Source organism: Porifericola rhodea, from assembly GCF_030506305.1.
Taxonomy (GTDB): Bacteria; Bacteroidota; Bacteroidia; order Cytophagales; family Cyclobacteriaceae; genus Catalinimonas; species Catalinimonas rhodea.
The window spans coordinates 4,886,460-4,907,968 of sequence record NZ_CP119421.1; the positions used below are offsets into that span (position 1 = coordinate 4,886,460).

Here is a 21,509-nt window from a genome sequence, read left to right on the forward strand (position 1 = left end):
CTTCTCAGGAATGGATTTTTTTAACTTAATCTACACATAGCTGTATTAATTTTTTAATAAAAATAGAATATAAACTGCTTAAAATGAAAGATCTTTATTTATTACAAGCCTGGTTTGCAATGCTGGAATTTAACTTTGAAGTTTCAGGTTTTTTCATAGATTTGAATAATTGGCAACGCTAATGGTGATAGCAGTAGCAGGCAATATTGGTACTGGAAAGACCACATTAGTCAGGCGATTATCAGATCAACTGGAATTTACAGCAGAGTTTGAAGCCGCCAGAAACAATCCGTACCTGTCTCTTTTTTATGAAGACATGCAACGCTGGGCATTTCAATTACAAGTGTATTTTCTGGGTTGCCGATTTAAACAGGGGCTAAAGCTAAAAGAGCAGCAGTCCGGTGTAGTTTTAGACCGAACTATTTATGAGGATGCGGAAATATTTGCCAAAAACTTATATGAGTCCGAAATACTCTCAGAAATAGATTACAAAAACTACCTCAATCTGTACCAATCTATGCAAGAGCTTACTCCAACTCCAGATTTACTTATTTTTCTAGAAGGAAGTCCGGAGCTGCTTAAAGAGCGCATATTAGAAAGGAGCAGATTGGAAAGAAGCTACGAAAAAGATATACCGCTGACCTACTTAAAACGTTTAAATAAGTATTATTCAGCATGGGTAAGCAAGTATACATATTCACCTAAGATCAGCATTAATATTGATCAGATTGATTTAGCTAAAAACGAGCATTTTGAAACACTATTAGAAAAAATTCAAAATCTAAAAAAATGCGTTACTTAGAAGACTTTTATGTAAAGAACGATTTGGGAGAAGTACAAGTCTTTTACAGACTCAAGCCTATAGTTTTTCCTGAAAACGAGTTTACTTATTTAGGAACAGAGATTATGACTAAAGAAGGTCATGCATATATAGATAATTATGAGTTGACTTACCGCGACATCCTTCAGATGTATGAAGATGGTTTCCACACTATAGATCGTGAAGAGTTTGAACGCGTGCAAGCATTGGTTGACTGTGAGCTAGAGGAAGAAGTCCTGGAAGATTAATATTCAGCTAATTTTCATCAGACTTATCTTCCTCAGCATTGTATTGATTTAGCAGCTTCTCCCATCCATATAGCTGCTCCGCTGAACTTTCGCGATATCTTTCTGCGAATTTTCTAAGCAAAACCGCTCTGGCGCTCAATTTTTGAGCCTGCTTTTGGGCAACATCATACTTTTTGCCCATTTCATCGTCTAAATTATTGTCTTGGTTTTTCAGCATAGCCATGACATTTTCTTTCTATAAATTTAAGAACTAGCATCTTCATTTTTTGTCTTTAGCAATAAGAATTTAATGTTCCAAATTCTATCTTTTTTTCTGCTAAACCATTGGCCTTGCTACAATTTTTATTAAAAGTCAAGATTTAATAAGTAAGCTTCTTTTCTATTTTTGCTGTTTGTTTACAGAAAAGAAAGTGTAACTAATCACATATTCTATCTAACCTTTCCAACTCATGCAGCATATATCCATCATTGCCGATGAATTGCAGTTGAAAACCGGGCAAGTGTCTGCTACTGTCAAACTTCTGGACGAAGGGTCTACCGTACCGTTTATCTCCCGTTATCGCAAAGAAATGACCGGAAGTCTGGATGAAGTAGCCGTTACTCAGATCCGGGATCGTATTATTCAGCTCCGCGAACTGGATAAGCGAAGAGAAAGTATTCTCAAGTCTATTGAAGAGCAGGGTAAGCTTACAGATGAGCTGGCAGATAAGATAAATGCCGCTGATACAATGGCCCGCCTGGAAGACCTTTACTTACCTTATAAACCTAAGCGTCGAACTAAAGCTACAATCGCCAAAGAAAAAGGCCTGGAGCCATTGGCTACACTGGTTTTTGAACAGGAAAATGTAGACTTACAGGAAGAAGCTAAAAAATATCTGGATAGCGAAAAAGAGGTCAATAACGAAGAAGAAGCCTTACAAGGCGCTCGCGACATTATCGCTGAATGGATTAACGAAGATCAGGAAGCACGTGCTGCTATGCGGGATCTCTTTATGAACAAAGCCACTTTTCAGTGTAAAGTAATCAGCGGTAAGGAAGAAGAAGGCCAGAAGTACAAAGATTATTTTGAGTGGGAAGAGCCTGTAAAAACAGCTCCCTCACACAGAGTACTGGCTATGCGCAGAGGTGAGAAGGAAATGATTTTGATGCTGAATATTGCCCCTCCTGAAGAGGAAGCCTTGCAGCTCTTAGAAAAGAAGTTTGTAAAAAGTAATACTCCGGCCGCAGAGCAGGTAGAAATAGCGCTTAAAGATAGCTACAAAAGATTGCTGAAGCCTTCTATAGAAACCGACATCCGTCTATCTACCAAAAAGAAGGCCGATGAAGACGCTATAAAAGTTTTTACTGAAAACCTGAGAGAGCTACTTATGTCGTCTCCACTCGGAGAAAAGAACATACTGGCTATTGACCCTGGTTTCCGTACTGGCTGCAAACTGGTATGCCTGAACAAACAGGGAAGACTACTGGAAAACACAGCCATTTTCCCTAATGAACCTCAGCGTAAAACCATGGAGGCGGAAGCTATTATATTAGCCTACTGCCAGAAGCACAATATTGAAGCTATTGCTATAGGAAATGGTACAGCCAGCCGAGAGACAGAATCATTTGTAAGAGGTATTAAAGAACTTCCTAAAAGCATTCAGATTGTAATGGTAAACGAAAGTGGTGCTTCTGTTTACTCAGCTTCTGATGTTGCTAGAGAAGAGTTTCCAGATTATGACCTGACTGTTCGTGGAGCGGTCTCTATTGGTCGCCGATTAATGGACCCTCTGGCTGAGCTGGTAAAAATTGACCCTAAATCTATTGGGGTAGGACAATACCAGCACGATGTGGACCAGACTGCGCTGCGCCAGAGCCTTGACGATACTGTCATCAGCTGTGTAAACAATGTAGGGGTTGAAGTAAATACTGCTAGTAAGCAATTGCTGACTTATGTTTCTGGTCTGGGACCTTCATTAGCACAAAGCATTGTAAATCATCGTAATGAAAAAGGACCTTTTAAAACTCGCGAAGAGCTGCTAAGCATTCCTCGTTTGGGTAGTAAAGCTTTTGAACAGGCGGCAGGTTTCTTAAGAATACGAGATGCGGAAAATCCCCTTGACCGCAGTGCGGTACACCCCGAGCGATACGAAACTGTAAACCAGATGGCTGCTGATCTGGGCTGTACTATAGAGGACCTGATTAAAGACGAAAACCTACGCAAAAGAATCAATCTTAAGCAGTACGTGTCTGATGATATCGGTCTTCCCACTCTAGAAGATATTTTGTCTGAGCTTTCCAAGCCAGGACGTGACCCACGCGAGCAGTTTGAAGCCTTTGAATTTGCCGAAGGCGTGCATGAGATAACAGATTTAAAAGTAGGCATGAAACTACCAGGAATAGTAACCAACGTCACCAATTTTGGAGCATTTGTTGACCTGGGCGTTCATCAGGATGGACTAGTACATATAAGTCACCTGGCTGATAAATTTGTAGATAATCCTGCAGAAGTAGTAAAAGTACATCAGCAGGTACAGGTTACAGTAATGGAGGTTGATGTAGCCCGTAAAAGAATAGGTCTGTCTATGAAAAGTGATCCTTTTGCTCCTCCTAAAAAAGGTGGCCAAGGAGGAGGCAAAAGACCTAAAAAGCAAAACGAGCCTGAAGGAGACTTACAGTCTAAACTTGCTATGTTAAAAAATAAATTTAGATAAGCATTTGAAGCCCATCAATTGTGATGGGCTTTCTTTTTACTCGTTAAGTGGATCAGCTCTGCTACCAGACCCGTCCAGCCCGTCTGGTGAGAGGCTCCTAAACCTCTTCCATCATCACCGTTAAAATATTCGTAAAACAGCAGGTGATTATTAAAGTGTGGGTCTTTCTGAAATTTTTCAGTGTTTCCATGAAAAACTCTTTCCCCTTTTTCGTTCTTTCTAAAAATATTAATGAGACGCTCACTGATATTTGTCGCAATTTTATCCAGCGTAAGAAAATTGCCTGAGCCGGTAGGATACTCCAGACGAAAGCTCTCTCCATAATAATCATGGAACTTCATCAAAGACTCAACGATAAGGTAGTTAATAGGAAACCAGACTGGACCTCTCCAGTTAGAATTACCGCCAAACATAGATGAATCAGACTCACCAGGCAGATAATGTACCGTATGTGTTTGTCCATCAAATGAGTATTCGTAAGGGTGGTCTTTATGATATTTGGATAAGCCTCGTATTCCGTAGTCAGACAGAAATTCCGCTTCGTCTAACATTCTTCTTAGAATACATTTTAAGCGGTGTACCCTTACCAGTGACAGCATACGTGTTTCACCTTTACCATGTTCGTACCAGCGAGAAATTAGTGAGCCAAGATCAGGCCGGTTACGTAGCACCCACTGCAAGCGACGTGTAAAGTCAGGTAAGGCCTCCAGCAGCTCAGGTCTGAGAACTTCTACAGCAAACAGAGGAATAATACCAACAATTGAGCGCACTTTCAGTATTTGAGTAGCACCATTCTCCAGATGTACAGCATCATAGTAAAATTCATCCGTTTCATCCCAGAGATCCACCCCTTCCTTACCAATATTAAACATAGCTCCGGCAATGGAAAGAAAGTGCTCAAAGAATTTAGAGGCCATTTCCTGATAGTATGGACGAGTCTGAGATATTTCTAAAGCCATTCTCAGCATGTTTAGCGAATACATTGCCATCCAGGCAGTAGCATCAGCCTGCTCCATACGCCCTCCAGCGGGTAAGCCATGGCTGCGGTCAAACACACCAATGTTGTCCAAGCCTAAAAACCCACCTTCAAATAGATTATTACCGCTGGTGTCTTTCTGATTTACCCACCAGGTGAAGTTCATCAATAATTTATGAAATATTTTTTCTAAGAACTCAATATCGCCTTCTCCCGACCTTTCTTTGTCTATACTATACACTTTCCAGGCACTCCAGGCATGCACAGGTGGATTTACATCGCTAAAATTCCACTCATAAGCAGGGATTTGCCCATTGGGGTGCATATAGTACTCTCTGAGCATTAATAAAAGCTGGCGCTTTGTAAAATTTGGATCTACCCGGGCCAGTGGAATACAATGAAAGGCAAGGTCCCAGGCAGCATACCAGGGGTATTCCCATTTGTCTGGCATGGAAATGATATTATTATTTACCAGATGCCGCCAGCTGCTGTTTCTCCCTGCTCGGCGATGATGACTACTTTTGTTGAATTTAGGGTCACCGTTTAACCACTGATTGACATCATAGAGGTAAAACTGCTTGCTCCATAGCATTCCGGCATAAGCCTGACGTTGAATATTTAAAAGTTCAGGATCTTTTACCCCCTTCTGTAAACCCTGGTAAAAATCATCAGCTTCTTTTAACCGGTCTGCAAATACCTGATCAAAATCTTCAAAAGCCTTAGCCGTTCGGGTTGACATACGAAGCCTGATTACCCACTCCTCTCCCGCTTTCAGATTTTTTTTCCAGTATAATGCAGATTTTGTGCCTCTCAGGTCTGGGTTTACACTATCGGCATGACCGTGTACTACATAATCATTGATACCATCTTTAGCATAAGCTTTTTCATTTTTGCCACCTTCCAACTTCTCCCAATTGGTTTCGTTTTCGCAGAATAATAATTCCGGCTCACCTTCATAGTGTAGGAAGGCATCTTTCTGCATACGGTATTTAATTCTGATAGCTTTATCCTTAGGCATGGCTATCAATTCCGGTTGGTAGTCATCATGCCCCCAAGACCAGCTGTTTCTAAACCAGGCAGTAGGCAATAAATGAAAAGGGGCCGTCTTTTTTGAGCGGTTAACTACGGTAATTTTTGCGAGTATATCGTCTGATTTTGCTTTGGCATACTCTACAAACACATCAAAATACTCGTCCTGATCAAAAATTCCAGTATCTATAAGCTCATACTCTGTTTCTAATTTAGAGCGTCGCTTATTTTCCTGTAGCAGTTTATCGTAAGGAAAAGGCTGCATGGGGTATTTGTACAGCATCTTCATGTAAGTATGTGTCGGCGTAGAGTCCAGATAGTAATATAATTCTTTGACATCTTCGCCATGGTTACCCTCATGGTTTGCCAGACCAAACAATCGCTCTTTCAGTATGGGGTCTTTCCCATTCCACATGGCTACAGAAAAGCAAAACTGTTGCTTATGATCAGAAAGGCCGGCAATACCATCTTCGCCCCAGCGGTATGCTTTGCTACGCGCCATATCATGAGTAAAAGAACCCCAGGCAAAGCCATGGTCACTATAATCTTCTCTAACGGTTCCCCATTGCCTTTCAGACAAATATGGGCCAAAACGCCTCCAGGTTTTATTATCAGAAGATGAAAGTATTCTATCCCACTCCGGGTTATGTAGATATTCTTTGGACATGTCAGTTTTGAATTAGAGATCGAGAGTGCCGAAAATATAAAATTTACGGACAAGCAGTAATTATGCTGATATTTAATAGGCTAAAAGTGCCTGAAGATAGCTTCAGTAAAGCAATATTAACAGAAAACTGTAATTAAGAATAAAAATACCTATTCAGCACGATCAATAGATTTAATATACTCTTGCATAAGATTGGTTTTTGCCTCTCGCTCAAAGGAAAACACTTTTTCTTCACGATTCAAGTAATCAAATAGAGCTAATGACTGCTCATATTTTGTTTTGGCCAATGAAAATTTTTGTTTTTCGTAATAGAGATCGCCTTCCTCTTTTAACAACTCTGCCAGCACATTAAACTCCTCTAGGCCCAGCGAAGAATGGTTTGTCAGCTTACTAATAAATCCTGCTTCATCTAGTTTTTCTGGTGATATACTCAGTAGTTTTTTGTAAGCTTCCTCAACTACTGTGAGGGCTTCCTCATTTTTACCTTCCATTTTTAAAGCTTTTGCTTTTTTTTGCACCTGATCTAATTGTTGCAATAGCTTGAGAAGAATATCTTTCTTTAACATATAGTTTAAACTAGATAATGAAATTGAACTAACGTAAGTATAGCATGAGTTATACTAAACTCATTAACTTACCAGCATATAAAGTGAAGAATCTAATTTAAAATCACATATTCACGTTCATGCTTTAGTATTTTCTAATTTACAAACTTTTGAAATTACTATGCTTAAATATATTTCTCCGATACTGTTTGCCTTTTTGATAACTGCCTGTGGTACCTCTTCTGATGAAAAAGATCAAAAGCAGGACATGGAACCTACTGCCAAGGATGATAGTATCAGTAAAAAGCCGTATCAGGCAGTATCATTGCTGGGAGACACTCTTTATGCTTTAGATATTGAAGAAGAGCGGCAGAAACAATACGATTCTGCACTAGATGTAGCTTTAGAAAACTACAAAAACGCACCACAAAACCTTGATAATATCGTTTGGTTAGGTCGTCGGCTGGCTTATCTGGGAAGGTATCAGGAAGCAATAGAAACCTATACCAAAGGTTTGCAGTACTTTCCTAATTCCGCTGAACTTTATCGTCATCGTGGTCATCGTTTTATTTCCACCAGGCAATTTGATCGGGCTATTGCAGACCTGGAGAGAAGCGCAATTCTTGTAAAGTCTATTCCAATTTCCGATGAAGCTAATGGTATTCCTATACCCTTACCGGAAGATAATAAGCCTTCTTCATTACAGTTTAACATTTTCTATCATTTGGGTTTAGCATATTATCTTGAAGGACAATACGGTAAGGCTGCTGAAGCCTACGAAAAATGTCTTGAGTATAGCAGAACCGATGATGAAATTGCTGCTACCGCCGACTGGCTGTATATGGCCTATCGTAGAATGGGTGAAGATGAAGTAGCAGAGGAAACACTAGCCATGATCCATGAAGATATGGACATTAAAGAAAATGAGGGCTACTTTGAAAGATTGTTAATGTACAAAGGTATGGTTGAGCCAGACTCTCTGCTGAATATTAATGCCGATGTACCACTTGCCGACAGAGACCTGGCTTTGGCTACTCAAGGGTATGGTGTAGGAAACTTTTATATGTATAATGGAGAAAAACAGTTAGGAAAGCAGGTACTGGAAAATATAGTAGAGGGAAGACACTGGGCTGCTTTTGGTTACATAGCTGCTGAGGCCGATCTGGCACGAATGCGCCAGCAGCGCTGATGCAATAAAATCAGGGCTTATCACTTTTTCATTCTTCTTATCGCCCGATATATTATGCTACCCAAAAGTGAAGAATAGATATATCTACCATATACCTTCTGGAACAAGCTTATGATTAATTATTGAACAGGACTTACATCATCTAGCGATTGATCATTTCTTACTACTTTATTTTTCCTACAAAGCTTTATTTGTCAAAAAAAAGCTTTGATACGACTAACAGTTCTATTTTTTGCAGTATTTAGCTTTAGCATTTCTCTAGGTATTGCACAGTCTCATAAGTATAGTAGAGGAAAAGATTGGTTTAGCAGCACCCAAGGCTTTATTGGAGTTTGGGCGGGCGCGAATGCTTCCCAGATACAGCTAAACCAAAGCTATTCAGACTTCACCCTGATCAGTTCAGGAGATGAAGTAATTGATGATCAGAAAGCATACGATACATTTAGTAGTAATATCGGAAACGAGCTTGGTCTTTCTACTGCTTTCTCTTTCAGCAAACTACTCACACTAGCCTTCTCTCCCTCCTACAAAACAATTCAATACAATTACCACAGTCAGTTTATCTGGCAGGATGAAGAAAATAGCAGTAACATTCTGGAACATAAGTATCAGCACAAGCAGATTCTGCACTATCTCTCTTTACCTCTGGCTATCAGGTTTAAAGCTTATGGGAAAAGAATTAGGCCCTATGTGCAATTTGGCGGGTATTATGACATGCTAATAAACGCCCAGAAACAGGTAACCACAGAAGGTATAGATCAGGCATCTGGCGCACAAATCAGTTTTACAGATGCCCCACAGTCTACAGATATTAGTCAGTTGTACATCCGCTCCCACGCTGGGGTTATGGGAGGTGCAGGTCTGAGCTATAATCTGGGTACTATGTTAATTTATCTGGATGCCCAATATCGTTACGGGCTGCACTCAATTAGCAGCGCCAGCAACAGATACAAAGGCACCCGTAATCTACCTGGGTTTGGTAATGTTCAAGATGATCTGAGCATTAGAAATATTAGCCTTTCTTTCGGTTGTTACTTCCCTCTGAAGTTCTTAACCAAAGACTTTAAACCAGTAATTCTTTAGACAATGAAACCAATAGCTTTTTTCAATTATTTCAGTTTGGCAGTAGTTTTCTGTTGTCTATTTAGCGCATGTGACATTTCAGAAAATGAAATAGAGCCTGGCTTAAGCTTTACAAAAATATATAATAGCAGCAGCTTTACAGAGTCATACGATCCATTAGACGTAGTTGCTTTACCAGATAGTGCGTATCTGATTCTTTCTTCTACCAACTCCTGGAATATACACTTACTCAAAGTAGATAGTGAAGGAGAACTCATCTGGACTCAAGATCTTGACGAACCCTATGTAAACGCCCTTCCTCAGCTCTATCAGCAGGAAAACCGCACTTATTTAGTTTGCATGGATGAGTTACAGCTAGGCACTTATGTATTAGAAGTTAATGCGGCTGATGGCAGTACTGAAGAAGTATTTCAAGACCGAGAACTAACGTATCCTTTAGCTGCCCATCTGGCAGGTGATCATTCCTGGTTAATACAGTCTTACAACCGTGAAGCAAGAAAAACAACCATCACTAAAATAGACGCAGAGTTTAGCCAGCAATGGCAACAAGAGTTTGACATTCTGGAAGATGTGGAAGAAAAAATAGTTAAACACCTTACTCGTACGGGCGACCGACTCCCATTCTTTAATGGATATGCTCAGGGGAATGGTAATGCTGGCTTCTATTATTTTAATGGGTTTAACAACTATACAATGGCACTCACTTTTTTGAATCCTTCAGATGGTGAGGCCCTTGGAGTGATGAATGGTTTTCGTGACCTTGGATATGTAAATGCGGCAAACGGCCTTTCTAATGGGGTAATGGCCTTATCTAAAAATAGTTACGGAGACAATTATCTGGCTCCATTTTCTCAGATTAATGAGCGTACTGTAAGTTCAAGTAGCGACCTGGAAGCTAATAATTTTCCTGAAATAGCCCCTGAAGCTCCAGTCATCCTTAAAACTTTTGAATTGGTAGGTGACGAAGTAAGCTTTTACGCTACACACTCAAAAAGCAACAGAATCATGCTATATGCTTATTCTGCTACTGATGGTTCTTTTTTGGGCGTTGAATACCTTGGACAGAGCTCTCCTTACGAGATTGCTAACATACTACAGACTGGAGATGGCGGAATGTTAGTCTTGGGCAAAACATACGTAGCAGGCAGGTTCGCTCGCATTTGTCTTTTTAAGCTTACTGAAGAAGAAGTATTAGCTATAATTCAATAAAAAAATAGTAGTCTACTTATTAGCTAGACTACTATTAATTTACTATTACTTTTAAAGTTACCAGCCTGCATACAGAGATGATAGATTCCTTTCGGTAGCTTGCTTACATCTAAGGTATGCGAATATACACCAGCCTTTTTTTCTTCATCTACCAGAGTGTTTATAAGTTTACCCGTACGATCTCTAAGGCAGATGTTTACAGCAATATGGTTATTTATTCTATACTCAAAACGAGTTAAGCCTTCCGCCGGATTAGGTATACATGCCGACAAATAAAAACGGCTACTTACAAAATCTTCTTTAACTCCTAATACCGGATTTCCGATAAGGGATAGCTTACGATCACCAACAACATACTCTTCAAAACGGGTTTGCTGCACAGCTTCGGGAGAAGCTTCAAACCAGTCTTGTACGATTGCTCCAAATACCTGACGGTAATCATGTTGCATACGAAGATTATTTCTGTCCAGATCATAAAGGTCAGGGTTAGTTCCGGTAATTCCGGGTTTCACATGACTTCCAAAGATGAGCATAGGAGCAGAAGTGCCATGGTCAGTGCCCCAACTACCGTTAGAAGCAGCCCTACGTCCAAACTCAGACATAGTTAAGGTAAGCACTCTATCTTCCAGGCCTAATGCTTTCAGGTCATTTTGAAATGCTTTTACGGCTTCAGATAAGTGGTATAGCAATGCGGCGTGCACTCCCATACTTGAATTGTAGCTTTCTACCTGCGATGCGTGTGTATCAAATCCACCTATTCTGGCTAAGAAAATCTTAGTTTTGCAGCCTCCACTTAGTAGGCGAGCAATCATTCTCAGCTGAGGGGCTAATGAATTGTTTAGTGAGTTTTTGGGTGCATTGTAGGGATAGGTTTCAGGGTATTGTACATTGGGACTATTACTTCCTTTTTCAAAAACTTCCTTTAACCTACCGGCATATTCATTGGATTTCTTTTCAATATCCATGATCCACTGCAACTCATGCCCATAGTGGGTATTAGCGACAGACTCCGGAGGCTCCCCTCCTACACTGTTGATTAAGTTGTAGAACTGATCAGGATTATTGACGGATACCGCAGTAGGTATGCCATTGGCACGATGAAAAGCCAGTGATACCGCGTTACCTATTTCTAATCCTAATGGGTCTGGCATTTCAGTTGACGGATATGCATCAGGATAGCCGGGATACAGATGATCCAGATAACGCCCCATCCATCCCGAACCTAAGTATTCGTTATAATCCCCGCCCATAAACCATATATCTCTGCTTCTGAAATGAGAACCATTCAGATTTTCGTAAGATACTCCCTGCACAATACCCACCTTACCTAAATCGTAAAGCTCTTTGACTGCTGTCATATCAGGGTGAAGCCCTGCCTGTTGCTCCTCACCGAGTGTGCTATCCAGGTTGATATACTTTCTTGCTCCATGATCTGAAATAGCGATATTGGGGCGAATATTATAGTATTGGTTGTACTGATTTATAGGAATAATGGTGTTTAGCCCATCATTGCCTCCATGCATCTGTATGATTACCAACACTCTATCATTGTTTGCTCCGGCAGCAATACTTTGCATCTCACCAGTACGAGCCATTACACTTAGAGGTAGCCCATTTAGCATTAATGAGCTTCCAGTAGCCATAGATATATTTTTAAGAAAATCTCTTCTTTTCATTTTGCTATGCTTAAGAAAGTTGGTATTCAGGGGATTGTATGATGGTATGTATCAGGTTTTCTAATTGTATGCGTACAGCAGAGTCATCTCCCGTACTTTTATAGTTTTCCCACTCAAACCGCCAGTTTATTTCGGAGAGATTGTCCAGAAGTATGGTTTTCAGAAAATATTGAAACCGCTCTTCGGTGATTGCTTCAGGAAGCAGATAATTTAAAAGCTCTTTTACCAGCAGTTCAGGATCAGTTGGATTACTTATATTTTCGGTTTTATCTACATAAGCTACTATATCTAATTTATAGTAAGGCTTAGCGTCTTCGTTACTTACACCTTCAATTAGCAGGCGTGAGAATTCATATCTTCTGGCCAGATAATTTGTGCTGATCCAGTTTCTATGATAGGCAGGCTCCTGATGATAAGCTGCATACCCGGCAACTTCATATGGCTCATAGAAGTCTAGCCCTTGGTCACTTAAAACCTTTAAAACTCCTTTTCCATAGGTTTCATAATAATGAGTTAAATCCTGATTCTGAGTAGGAAACTGAACTTTAAAGAACCTGAATGTGGCTACCATCAGGTCTAGAGGAGACTTGATGATACCTCCTATATTATTATCTTCTTTTTGTTCATTATCCGCATCGTAAAAATGCTCGCAGGTAAACAATGCTATTAATACAGGTTGTAGCTCGTAATCAGCATCTTTTAAAAGAGTAGCCAGGGGCTGTATCACATTTTGTTCTACCTCATCGGTTATTTTGTAATACACAAAAAAGCGGTACAGCTTACGGCAAATATGCTCAGCAGTAGCAGTTTGTTCAAAAACCATTTCTACTAACTGATCTAGTTCATCAAGTGCGGCTTCTTTAGTGGCTTTGCCATTAATGACTTCCTTAGGAGCAATTTGTCTGCCTCCAAATGCTGAACTAAACGTTTTAACAGAGGCATCATGCCGGATGGCCAGGTTTGTTTCGTTAGTAGCCAGAACAACCTGAGCCAGATTTGTATCAGCATCAATATTTGCAAACTCTTTATCCTCTTTATAACCAGAAAAGACTTTAGAAGCTTCTATAATATCATCTTCTGTATAGTGCGTGTAATCTGTTGGACCTATTTGAGGGCCTTTGCCTACTGTGTAAAGCTCTAAAAATTCTCTAGCAAAATTTTCATTGGGTTTACCAACCTCATTAAGGTTGCCATCCAGAAAGCGAAGCATGGCATGATCCAGGCATATTTTTTTGGAAAGGTCTTTAAAGTTCCCTAGCGCATAAAAGCTAAAAAGCTTAATCTGATAATAAATGGCGGGAGCATGACGCATTCGTGAGATCATCGTTGTAAAATGCGTATGCAAAAAAAAAGCAAGCTTTTCTTTTGCTGAAAGTGGGGCGTTTATCATTTGGTCCAGCCACCAGCAACATAACTGATTTATTAATCCTTCAGTATCACTATTGTTATCAGATGGTAGAATATCTATCCAGCTTTGACCTGTAGCAGGGTCTTTCGGATCTTCAAAAGTTACCTGTGGGTCATTTAATAGCTTTTCTACCGCCTGCTGAGGGGTGAGCTGCGCATATGTATCTATATCTTTTTTTGTAGCACCAAAAGTCAGCCTTCTTAGTAAATGAGCGGCTTTTTTTTGTCCTAAAAGACCTTGGAATGATGTGAGTGAAGCCATAAAAATCAGTTAAGGAACAGTTTCTACGGCTTCAATTATAGTACTATATTACTACTGAAATGGCACCTTTGGCTACTGAAAATTACACCTCAATGAAAGGAGGTGTTTATAAAGTTAAATTGTATAAAAAAGAGAACATTATATACATTTCCCCAAGTATTAGCCCTTAATTTTATACAATTTTTAGGCTGCAATAGGATGTAACAAATATCACCATTGAGAATGTACCTCAGCTCTGAAGTACTTATCGTATACAGCTTGTACCTGATCCATCTCATTTTTGTTGAGTGCGGCATGCTCGCTGGCTTTAACATTTTGTAAGATCTGCTCTGGCCGTGAGGCTCCGGCTATTACTGTACTTACTTCATTATGCATGAGTACCCAACGGAGGGCTATATCGGTAAGAGTCGCATCTCTATCTTTAAATATCTCCTGTAGGTCACTAACAGCCTGTAGTCCTATTTCATAATCCACTCCCGAAAATGTTTCTCCTTTATCAAAAGCTTCACCATTACGGTTAAAGTTACGGTGGTCGCCTTCTTCAAAACTAGTTTGTTTGTTAAATTTGCCCGTCAGTAAGCCGCTGGCTAAAGGTACCCTCACTATAATTCCTACATCATTTTGCGCCGCAGTCTGAAAAAACACCTCAGCAGGCTTTAAACGAAACATATTAAATATAATCTGCACGCTTGCAACATTAGGGTAAGTAATAGCTTTTAGAGCTTCATCTACTGTTTCTACACTCACTCCCAGATGACGTATTTTTCCTTGCTCCTTTAGCCTCTCAAATGTCTCAAAATACTCGGGACGGTCGTAGATTTCTGAAGGAGGGCAATGGAACTGTATCAGGTCCAGGGTTTCCATTTGCATATTCTGTAAGCTATCTTCTACAAAACTGACCAACTTTTCAGGAGAATATGCCTCTGCTGTATGAGGTTGAGTTCTTCTTCCACATTTAGTAGCGATGTAAACTTCTTCTGAGCGGGTTTTGACCACACGGGAAACTGCTTGCTCGCTCAAACCATCAGAATAAACATCAGCGGTATCTATAAAGTTAACACCCTGGTCTATAGCATTATTGATGATTTTGTCAGCGCTTGTGTTATTAAAATCCTCTCCCCACTTACCACCTACTTGCCAGGTGCCTAATGAAACTTCTGAAATGCTAAAGTTTGTTTTACCTAATCTTCTGTAATTCATGAGTTTGGTTATTGTAAGATTATAATATTTATTACAAAAATCTGTTTCTGAAAAAACTACCGTCTATTAAATGAAACTAACAGTAAACTGTTTCTTCTTGTTATTCGGCTTCATACTACTAATTTCTGCTTGTCAGGTAAAAGAATCACAGTCAAAACAGGAAGATATAGAGCTTACTCAGCTTAAAAATGAAATTGATTGCGAATCCCTGTATGATACGGCCTATGCTCAATGGGTAAGCAACAAAGCTCAGTCCATAGACTCATTTTTTACTGCAAAATACGAAAGAGGGCAGTTTAATGGCACTATACTTTTTGCTGATGGAGATCATGTCATTATAAAAAAAGCTTACGGTTATGCAGACTTGAAAGAAAAAGACAGTCTACACCTTCATTCTGCTTTTCAGTTAGCATCTGTATCTAAGCCTCTAACAGCCTTAGCAGTGGTATGGCTTAAAGAAAAAGGTCTTCTATCATTTGAAGATTCTGTGCAGCAGTATTTTCCAGACTTTCCTTACGATGGTATTACCGTTAGAATGCTCCTGACCCATCGTTCCGGTTTACCAAATTATATGTACTTCGCAGATGAATACTGGCCTGACCGAAAAATTCCAATCTCTAACGATGATGTACTATGCCTGATGAAAACCTATCACCCAGATATTTACTACATTCCAGATTATCGTTACAATTATAGCAATACCAATTACAGTTTGCTAGCATCTATAGTAGAGAAGGTAACTGACATGCGCTTTGGACAGTTTATGGAAAGCTTCATATTTGACCCTTTAAATATGCAGGATAGCTATGTTTACGATAAAGCCTATACTCCGGAGATGGAACATCAGACAACGGGCTACCACAACCGCAGAGTAGCAGAAGATACATACCTTAATGGGGTAACAGGAGATAAAGGTATTTATGCTAGTGTAGAAGATTTGTATAAGCTAGACCAGGCGCTGTACCGCGAAACTTTTCTCTCCCAAAAAAGCCTGACAGAAGCATATCTAGCGGCTCATCCGGAACTTTATGCACATGACAACTATGGACTGGGCTGGAGAATTAATGAGCAGGAGGACTGTAGTAAAATTGTGTTCCACAGCGGCTGGTGGAAAGGATTCAGAACTCACTTTATTCGTCTGCTGGATAAAAAGCAAACCATAATAGTATTGGCCAATACTAACAGAAGCCGATTCTTCAACACCAGAGATTTGCTGGCACTGATGGATGAATAGCTTATTTGCCAGTATTTCTTTCTAAATACTCTATAATTTTACCGCCAACATCTACACCGGTAGCCTTTTCTATTCCTTCCAACCCGGGAGATGAATTAACTTCAATAATTAAAGGACCACGATTAGATTGAAGAATATCCACACCTGCTACGCCAAGTCCCATTTTACGTGCTGCCTGTACAGCAGTACGTTCTTCTTCTTTACTAAGTTCAATGATTTCAGCCTTGCCTCCACGGTGAAGATTAGAGCGAAATTCACCTTCCTTGGCCGTACGTTTCATAGCACCAACAACTTCACCATCCACAACAAACGCACGTATATCGGCACCTTTTGACTCTCCAATAAATTCCTGTACTATAATTCTGGCTTTAAGACCATGAAATGCTTCAATAACAGATTTAGCTGCTTTTTTATTTTCGGCTAAAACTACACCCAGACCTTGAGTACCCTCCAGCAGCTTAATAATTACCGGAGCACCGCCCACTTCACTCAGGATTTCGTCAGTTTCTTTTGCATAGTTGGTAAATACTGTTTTTGGTAAACCCAGCCCCGCACGAGAGAGTACCTGCAAGCTTCTTAGTTTATCACGAGAACGTATAAGCGCCTGAGACTCTACCGCACTAAATACTTTCATCATCTCAAACTGGCGCACAACTGCACTTCCGTAAAAGGTAACAGAAGCGCCAATACGAGGTATTATGGCATCAATATCATCCAGATATCGGCCTTTATAAAAAACAGTAGGTTTTTCTTCTTCAATGATAATGTTGCATTTGAGGTGATCCACCACCTCTACCTGATGGCCTCTCTCCTCTCCAGCTTTAATCAGGCTTTGTGTAGAATACAAATTTTCATTGCGTGACAGTACGGCAATTTTCATAAATTGGCAGAATGTTGTTTTCTAAAAAAATACTGTATAGTAAGACTTCAAATTTAGCATTATAGTTTACATTTTTAAGCTTGTATGAAAAAGAGAGAGAAAAAAATTATTGGAACAAGAGATCATGTAGATTTACCAGAATTTGACCTATTTGACTTACCCTGTAAAATAGATACCGGAGCAGAAACTTCAGCTATACACTGCCATAGTGTTCGCCTGATTGAGATTAATGGAGTAGAATGTATTTCTTTCCGTTTACTGGACCCCTCTCATGAGGCATATAATAATCACGAGTTTCATACGTCTAACTTTAAAGAAAAAAAGATCAGAAACTCTTTTGGAATTTCTGAGTACAGGTTCTCTATCAAATGTCAGGTAGTGCTTTTTGGCGAAAAGTTTATCGCTGACTTTACTTTAGCAGACAGGGTACGTATGCGCTACCCTATTCTACTCGGAAAAAGACTACTTAAAAATCGCTTTCTTGTAGATGTAAGCAAGGTAGACTTATCTTACAAGCTTAAGAAAGAGAAGGAAGGCTAATAGCCATACTTATCCTTCCATAGTGCCTGTAGCCTTTTTCTTAGTTCATTCTCACGTGGGTTTTGTCCAGGATCGTAAAGCTTGGTATTTTTAACTTCTTCCGGCAAAAACTCCTGATACGCAAAATTATTCGGGTAGTCATGAGCGTATTTATAGCCTTTGCCATAGCCTTCATCCTTCATAAGTTGAGTAGGAGCATTTCTGATATGCATAGGCACATCCAAATCACCTGTTTCTCTAACTAATACTTTGGCCTGTTTAATAGCTTTATAACTAGCATTACTCTTGGGGCTTGCCGCCAGGTAGGTTGCGCACTGAGACAAAACTATTTCAGCCTCCGGAAAACCAATAAAAGATACAGCCTGAAAGCAATTGGTAGCCAGCACTAAAGCAGTAGGATTGGCATTGCCTATATCTTCAGATGCAGAAATTAATAGCCGTCTTGCTATAAATTTAGGGTCTTCTCCCCCCTCTATCATACGGGCAAGGTAGTAGACTGCAGCATTAGGGTCACTTCCTCTAATTGATTTGATAAAGGCAGATATAATATCATAGTGCTGCTCTCCTTCTTTATCATACAAAGCTACTTTTTGTTGAGCCAGACCGGTCACCAGTTCATTGGTAACCTCAGTCTCTCCCTCTGCCTGTCGCATAATCAGTTCCATCAGATTTAGCAAACGACGAGCGTCGCCACCAGAAAGCTTGAAAAGCGCATCGTACTCCTTTATAACGATTTTTACATCTGGTTTAGCTTCTATCGCTTTTTTGATAAGTTGCTGCATTTCATCTTTGGAAAGTCTCTCTAAATGATACACCTGGCAGCGAGAGAGCAAGGCTGCATTAACTTCAAATGAAGGATTTTCAGTAGTAGCCCCAATTAAGGTAATTTGCCCTTTTTCCACAGCTCCTAAAAGTGCATCTTGCTGAGATTTACTAAAGCGATGGATCTCATCAATAAAAAGTATGTTCTGAATTAAGCCCTGAGCTCTTTTTATTACATCTCTTACTTCTTTTACGCCAGCGCTAATGGCACTTAGGAAGAAAATTTGCGCTTTAGACTCTTGAGCGAGTATCTGTGCCAGGGTAGTTTTACCTACACCGGGAGGACCCCAAAAAATTATGGATGGAAGACGACCTCCTTCTAACATTTTGCGTAAAACGCCTTGGGGGCCAGTCAAATGTTGTTGACCGATGACTTCGTCTAGTGTTTTAGGACGTAGTTCCTCAGCTAATGGTTGAAAAAATGAATTCAATGTTATATAAACTGTTATTTTTTTTATTTAAAATAATTTATCACATTCATTAGAATATGAATAAATTTTGTTATTTTTATTACATTACTGATTTAGATGAGATTTACGGACTTGAGAAGCAAACTTAAAGAATATTTAGAAGACATTCTAAAAACAAACAGTAGCCCAGAATCAATAGCTATGGGCTTTTCGCTAGCTACATTAATAGCCATATTACCAACGCCTGGCTTTGGGATATTTATAGCACTGTTTATCGCACTTATTTTTAAAAAAATTAACAAAGTGGCGATTATGGCAGCATTCGTAGTATGGAACCCACTCGTATTGGCTCCTTTGTATTGGCTTAGCTATATGTTAGGAGATCTGTTTTATAAACCTGATCCCTCTATGCATTTTGATATTGCTATTTTTAACCAGCTCTATCATTATTCTGGCAAATTTATTTTAGGAAACGCTACACTAGCCTCCATATTTGCATTTGCATCTTATTTTATTACATACGCTTTAGCGCAACAGTACTTACGTAAAAAAAGGCTACAGCGTATTATGGAAACCCGACTCAAGAGGAGTAGCGCACCACACTGAAAATTTATTTTTCCAGTTCCCAGGTATGATCTGCCATTAGAGTAGCCTTACTAAGTAGCTTATTGTAGGGCATACTTTTTCCCCATTCTTCTGGAGCGATCATGGAGAGTACATCCTGACCATCCTTCTTTTCATATAGATAGTAAGTATGGCCAATAAGCGGTTCAAAATTCATCTGCGCTAGATAAATACGTTCAGATACTTCTACCCTTTTCTTTAGTTGATTCGCCTGATCTACAAGGAGCTGCATCTGATCATAAAGTTGTTTCATTTGCCGATCAGTCTGCTGATGCATAGCAGAAACTGCCCTACCTCTTATTTTACCTCTATCTTCAGGCTTAATCAGAGCTCCGCCTACAGTATGAGGAAAAGCAATGGTACCAGGATTATCAGTCGTTTTCTCCTTTTCTTTTTCCAGGTCTATATGCTCAAGATTTACTTTACGGCCTTTTTTATCCAACTTTCCAAGATTTTTGTGACTACTTTATTTTGCTTATTCTGTGGGTGCTATTCTTTCTTTTAAGTTAGGCTTAGAACCAGGGAAGGTGGTTCTAGTCGCAATATCATAACTAAAATAAAGCATGATCAGTATGAATATGATAGCAACTAAAAGAAAGATTTTCTTAGATCTTTTCATTTTGCTTATTTTCATTTGAAGAACGTCTGCTCACAAAAATAGTTCTAAAAAACAAGGTGTCAACCAGCGAACCCATCCGCAAAATTATTCATATTGATATGGATGCTTTTTTTGCTTCTGTAGAGCAAAGAGACTTTCCTGAGTTGAGAGGAAGGGCTGTAGCTGTAGGCGGTAGCAGCAAGCGTGGTGTAGTAGCAGCGGCCAGTTATGAAGCGCGCAAATTTGGTGTTCGCTCTGCCATGTCTTCAGTCAGGGCCAAACAACTTTGCCCTCACCTCATCTTTGTTAAAGGACGTATGGATGTTTACCGTGAAGTTTCTATGCAGGTACGAGAGATTTTTCATGAGTATACAGATTTGGTAGAACCTCTATCAATAGACGAAGCTTATCTGGATGTAAGCGAAAACAAAAAGGGAATCAGCTCTGCAATGAAAGTTGCTCTGGAAATCAAAAAAAGAATATTTGAAAAAACTTCTCTGACTGCCTCTGCCGGTATCTCTTTTAATAAATTTTTAGCCAAAACAGCTTCCGGCATGAATAAGCCTGACGGTTTTACTACTATACTACCCGATGAAGCAGAAGAATTTTTAGAGCAATTGCCTATAGAAAAGTTTTATGGCATAGGAAAAGTGACCGCTCGTAAGATGCACGATGCCAACATTAAAACAGGACTTGATTTAAAAAACAAAAGCCTTATAGAGCTGATGCAGAAGTTTGGCAAAAGTGGTAGGTTTTACTACGATATTGTTCGCGGAAATGATAAGCGTATCGTTAACCCGGAAAGAATACGTAAATCTATTAGTATAGAACGTACTTATGCAGAAGATTTAGAGAGTAAAGAGGCTCTTAAAGAAGCCACAGACGAACTGGCTGCCAAGCTCCTGGATAGAATGAAGAAAAGCGATGCCTATGGACAAACACTTACCCTAAAAATAAAGTACAGTGACTTTAGTATTCATACCAGAAATATTACTTCTCCTGTTCTTATCCGTGATCTGGAACAGATACAACTATTTGCGGAGAGTCTTCTTGTTCATGTAGATCTGAATTATCAAAAAGTTAGACTTTTAGGGATTGGCATATCATCTTTACAAGTTCCTCAATCTTACAAAAATGGCTATCAACTCAGCTTTAATTTTTGAGATTCCTACAATCAATATTACGACTTTTTGTATTTTATATTACTCCATCGTTTTTTAAGACTTACCTCAAAGATTTTAATTCTCTTATATTAATTACATTAATATCACTTCCCAATACTTTTATTCCACTGTTTTTCAGCAATTTACCAAATTCGCCACTTATTATTATATCATTTAATCTCTTACAGCGACCTTGCCTTTTAACGCAAACACAAGGTCTAGTTTTTGCATTAT

The 21,509-nt window shown here is 39.5% G+C and carries 19 protein-coding genes; 10 read left to right on the top strand and 9 right to left on the bottom strand.

Features of this window, described 5'->3' with window-relative positions:
* Positions 1-181: 181 nt before the first annotated feature.
* Both PZB74_RS20020 and PZB74_RS20025 read left to right on the top strand, forming a co-directional pair.
* Positions 182-802, top strand: a complete 621-nt coding sequence (locus tag PZB74_RS20020) for a deoxynucleoside kinase (RefSeq protein WP_302238968.1) — start codon at positions 182-184, stop codon at positions 800-802.
* Positions 790-1,068, top strand: coding sequence for a hypothetical protein (locus PZB74_RS20025; RefSeq protein ID WP_302238969.1), 279 nt, complete (start codon positions 790-792; stop codon positions 1,066-1,068). The genes PZB74_RS20020 and PZB74_RS20025 overlap by 13 nt, the downstream gene beginning before the upstream one ends.
* A 7-nt stretch (positions 1,069-1,075) precedes the next feature.
* On the opposite strand, the gene PZB74_RS20030 is transcribed toward PZB74_RS20025, so the two are convergent.
* Positions 1,076-1,285, bottom strand: a complete 210-nt coding sequence (locus PZB74_RS20030) for a hypothetical protein (protein ID WP_302238971.1) — start codon at positions 1,283-1,285, stop codon at positions 1,076-1,078.
* Positions 1,286-1,517: 232 nt separating this feature from the next.
* On the opposite strand from PZB74_RS20030, the gene PZB74_RS20035 reads away from it, so the two are divergent.
* Complete coding sequence (locus PZB74_RS20035) at positions 1,518-3,761, top strand: Tex family protein (protein WP_302238972.1); 2,244 nt, start codon at positions 1,518-1,520, stop codon at positions 3,759-3,761.
* 14 nt (positions 3,762-3,775) lie between these two features.
* Here PZB74_RS20035 and PZB74_RS20040 read toward each other — a convergent pair whose 3' ends face one another.
* On the bottom strand, positions 3,776-6,433 hold the full coding sequence (locus PZB74_RS20040) for an MGH1-like glycoside hydrolase domain-containing protein (RefSeq protein ID WP_302238974.1): 2,658 nt from the start codon (positions 6,431-6,433) through the stop codon (positions 3,776-3,778).
* 149 nt (positions 6,434-6,582) lie between these two features.
* Positions 6,583-6,999, bottom strand: a complete 417-nt coding sequence (locus PZB74_RS20045) for a hypothetical protein (RefSeq protein WP_302238976.1) — start codon at positions 6,997-6,999, stop codon at positions 6,583-6,585.
* 160 nt (positions 7,000-7,159) lie between these two features.
* On the opposite strand from PZB74_RS20045, the gene PZB74_RS20050 reads away from it, so the two are divergent.
* From PZB74_RS20050 to PZB74_RS20060, 3 genes are all read left to right on the top strand, one after another.
* The gene (locus PZB74_RS20050; protein ID WP_302238977.1) at positions 7,160-8,167 is read left to right on the top strand and encodes a tetratricopeptide repeat protein; all 1,008 of its coding nucleotides are present in this window, start codon (positions 7,160-7,162) and stop codon (positions 8,165-8,167) included.
* Between the two features lie 207 nt (positions 8,168-8,374).
* Positions 8,375-9,250 (top strand): outer membrane beta-barrel protein, encoded by an 876-nt coding sequence (locus PZB74_RS20055; protein WP_302238978.1) that lies wholly within the window; start codon positions 8,375-8,377, stop codon positions 9,248-9,250.
* 3 nt (positions 9,251-9,253) lie between these two features.
* Entirely contained in the window at positions 9,254-10,459 is a 1,206-nt protein-coding gene (locus PZB74_RS20060; protein WP_302238979.1) for a hypothetical protein, read from the top strand.
* A gap of 23 nt (positions 10,460-10,482) precedes the next feature.
* Here the strand turns inward: PZB74_RS20060 and PZB74_RS20065 are convergent, their stop codons facing one another.
* The 3 genes from PZB74_RS20065 to PZB74_RS20075 all read right to left on the bottom strand — a co-directional run bounded on the left by PZB74_RS20065 (position 10,483) and on the right by PZB74_RS20075 (position 15,004).
* Entirely contained in the window at positions 10,483-12,135 is a 1,653-nt protein-coding gene (locus PZB74_RS20065) for a DUF1501 domain-containing protein (protein WP_302238980.1), read from the bottom strand.
* Between the two features lie 10 nt (positions 12,136-12,145).
* Positions 12,146-13,804, bottom strand: a complete 1,659-nt coding sequence (locus tag PZB74_RS20070; RefSeq protein ID WP_302238982.1) for a DUF1800 domain-containing protein — start codon at positions 13,802-13,804, stop codon at positions 12,146-12,148.
* A 210-nt stretch (positions 13,805-14,014) separates the two neighbouring features.
* Complete coding sequence (locus PZB74_RS20075) at positions 14,015-15,004, bottom strand: aldo/keto reductase (protein ID WP_302238983.1); 990 nt, start codon at positions 15,002-15,004, stop codon at positions 14,015-14,017.
* A 70-nt stretch (positions 15,005-15,074) separates the two neighbouring features.
* Here PZB74_RS20075 and PZB74_RS20080 point away from each other — a divergent pair, with 70 nt between their 5' ends.
* A complete protein-coding gene (locus PZB74_RS20080) occupies positions 15,075-16,238 on the top strand; it encodes a serine hydrolase domain-containing protein (RefSeq protein WP_302238984.1) in 1,164 nt (387 codons plus the stop codon).
* A 1-nt stretch (position 16,239) separates the two neighbouring features.
* Here the strand turns inward: PZB74_RS20080 and rimK are convergent, their stop codons facing one another.
* Positions 16,240-17,118, bottom strand: coding sequence for a 30S ribosomal protein S6--L-glutamate ligase (gene rimK, locus PZB74_RS20085; protein WP_302238985.1), 879 nt, complete (start codon positions 17,116-17,118; stop codon positions 16,240-16,242).
* Between the two features lie 84 nt (positions 17,119-17,202).
* On the opposite strand from rimK, the gene PZB74_RS20090 reads away from it, so the two are divergent.
* Positions 17,203-17,658, top strand: a complete 456-nt coding sequence (locus tag PZB74_RS20090; RefSeq protein WP_302238986.1) for an ATP-dependent zinc protease family protein — start codon at positions 17,203-17,205, stop codon at positions 17,656-17,658.
* On the opposite strand, the gene PZB74_RS20095 is transcribed toward PZB74_RS20090, so the two are convergent.
* Positions 17,655-18,911 carry a replication-associated recombination protein A gene (locus PZB74_RS20095; protein ID WP_302238987.1) on the bottom strand — a complete coding sequence of 419 codons (1,257 nt, stop codon included), beginning with the start codon at positions 18,909-18,911 and terminating at the stop codon, positions 17,655-17,657. The genes PZB74_RS20090 and PZB74_RS20095 overlap by 4 nt on opposite strands.
* A 96-nt stretch (positions 18,912-19,007) precedes the next feature.
* Between PZB74_RS20095 and PZB74_RS20100 the strand changes: the two genes are divergently transcribed.
* Positions 19,008-19,496, top strand: coding sequence for a DUF2062 domain-containing protein (locus PZB74_RS20100; protein WP_302238989.1), 489 nt, complete (start codon positions 19,008-19,010; stop codon positions 19,494-19,496).
* Positions 19,497-19,500: 4 nt separating this feature from the next.
* Here the strand turns inward: PZB74_RS20100 and PZB74_RS20105 are convergent, their stop codons facing one another.
* Positions 19,501-19,956: a DUF2452 domain-containing protein gene (locus PZB74_RS20105; protein ID WP_302238990.1), complete on the bottom strand. Its 456-nt coding sequence runs from the start codon at positions 19,954-19,956 to the stop codon at positions 19,501-19,503.
* Positions 19,957-20,189: 233 nt separating this feature from the next.
* On the opposite strand from PZB74_RS20105, the gene dinB reads away from it, so the two are divergent.
* Entirely contained in the window at positions 20,190-21,275 is a 1,086-nt protein-coding gene (gene dinB, locus PZB74_RS20110; RefSeq protein ID WP_302238992.1) for a DNA polymerase IV, read from the top strand.
* Positions 21,276-21,509: the final 234 nt, after the last annotated feature.

Coding starts and splice junctions, on each gene's coding strand:
- PZB74_RS20100 (WP_302238989.1), top strand. CDS start 19,008: ATGAGATTTACGGACTTGAGAAGCAAACTTAAAGAATATTTAGAAGAC.
- PZB74_RS20030 (WP_302238971.1), bottom strand. CDS start 1,285: ATGCTGAAAAACCAAGACAATAATTTAGACGATGAAATGGGCAAAAAG.
- PZB74_RS20040 (WP_302238974.1), bottom strand. CDS start 6,433: ATGTCCAAAGAATATCTACATAACCCGGAGTGGGATAGAATACTTTCA.
- rimK (WP_302238985.1), bottom strand. CDS start 17,118: ATGAAAATTGCCGTACTGTCACGCAATGAAAATTTGTATTCTACACAA.
- PZB74_RS20065 (WP_302238980.1), bottom strand. CDS start 12,135: ATGAAAAGAAGAGATTTTCTTAAAAATATATCTATGGCTACTGGAAGC.
- PZB74_RS20025 (WP_302238969.1), top strand. CDS start 790: ATGCGTTACTTAGAAGACTTTTATGTAAAGAACGATTTGGGAGAAGTA.
- PZB74_RS20045 (WP_302238976.1), bottom strand. CDS start 6,999: ATGTTAAAGAAAGATATTCTTCTCAAGCTATTGCAACAATTAGATCAG.
- PZB74_RS20035 (WP_302238972.1), top strand. CDS start 1,518: ATGCAGCATATATCCATCATTGCCGATGAATTGCAGTTGAAAACCGGG.
- PZB74_RS20090 (WP_302238986.1), top strand. CDS start 17,203: ATGAAAAAGAGAGAGAAAAAAATTATTGGAACAAGAGATCATGTAGAT.
- PZB74_RS20070 (WP_302238982.1), bottom strand. CDS start 13,804: ATGGCTTCACTCACATCATTCCAAGGTCTTTTAGGACAAAAAAAAGCC.
- PZB74_RS20080 (WP_302238984.1), top strand. CDS start 15,075: ATGAAACTAACAGTAAACTGTTTCTTCTTGTTATTCGGCTTCATACTA.
- PZB74_RS20050 (WP_302238977.1), top strand. CDS start 7,160: ATGCTTAAATATATTTCTCCGATACTGTTTGCCTTTTTGATAACTGCC.
- PZB74_RS20060 (WP_302238979.1), top strand. CDS start 9,254: ATGAAACCAATAGCTTTTTTCAATTATTTCAGTTTGGCAGTAGTTTTC.
- PZB74_RS20020 (WP_302238968.1), top strand. CDS start 182: ATGGTGATAGCAGTAGCAGGCAATATTGGTACTGGAAAGACCACATTA.
- PZB74_RS20075 (WP_302238983.1), bottom strand. CDS start 15,004: ATGAATTACAGAAGATTAGGTAAAACAAACTTTAGCATTTCAGAAGTT.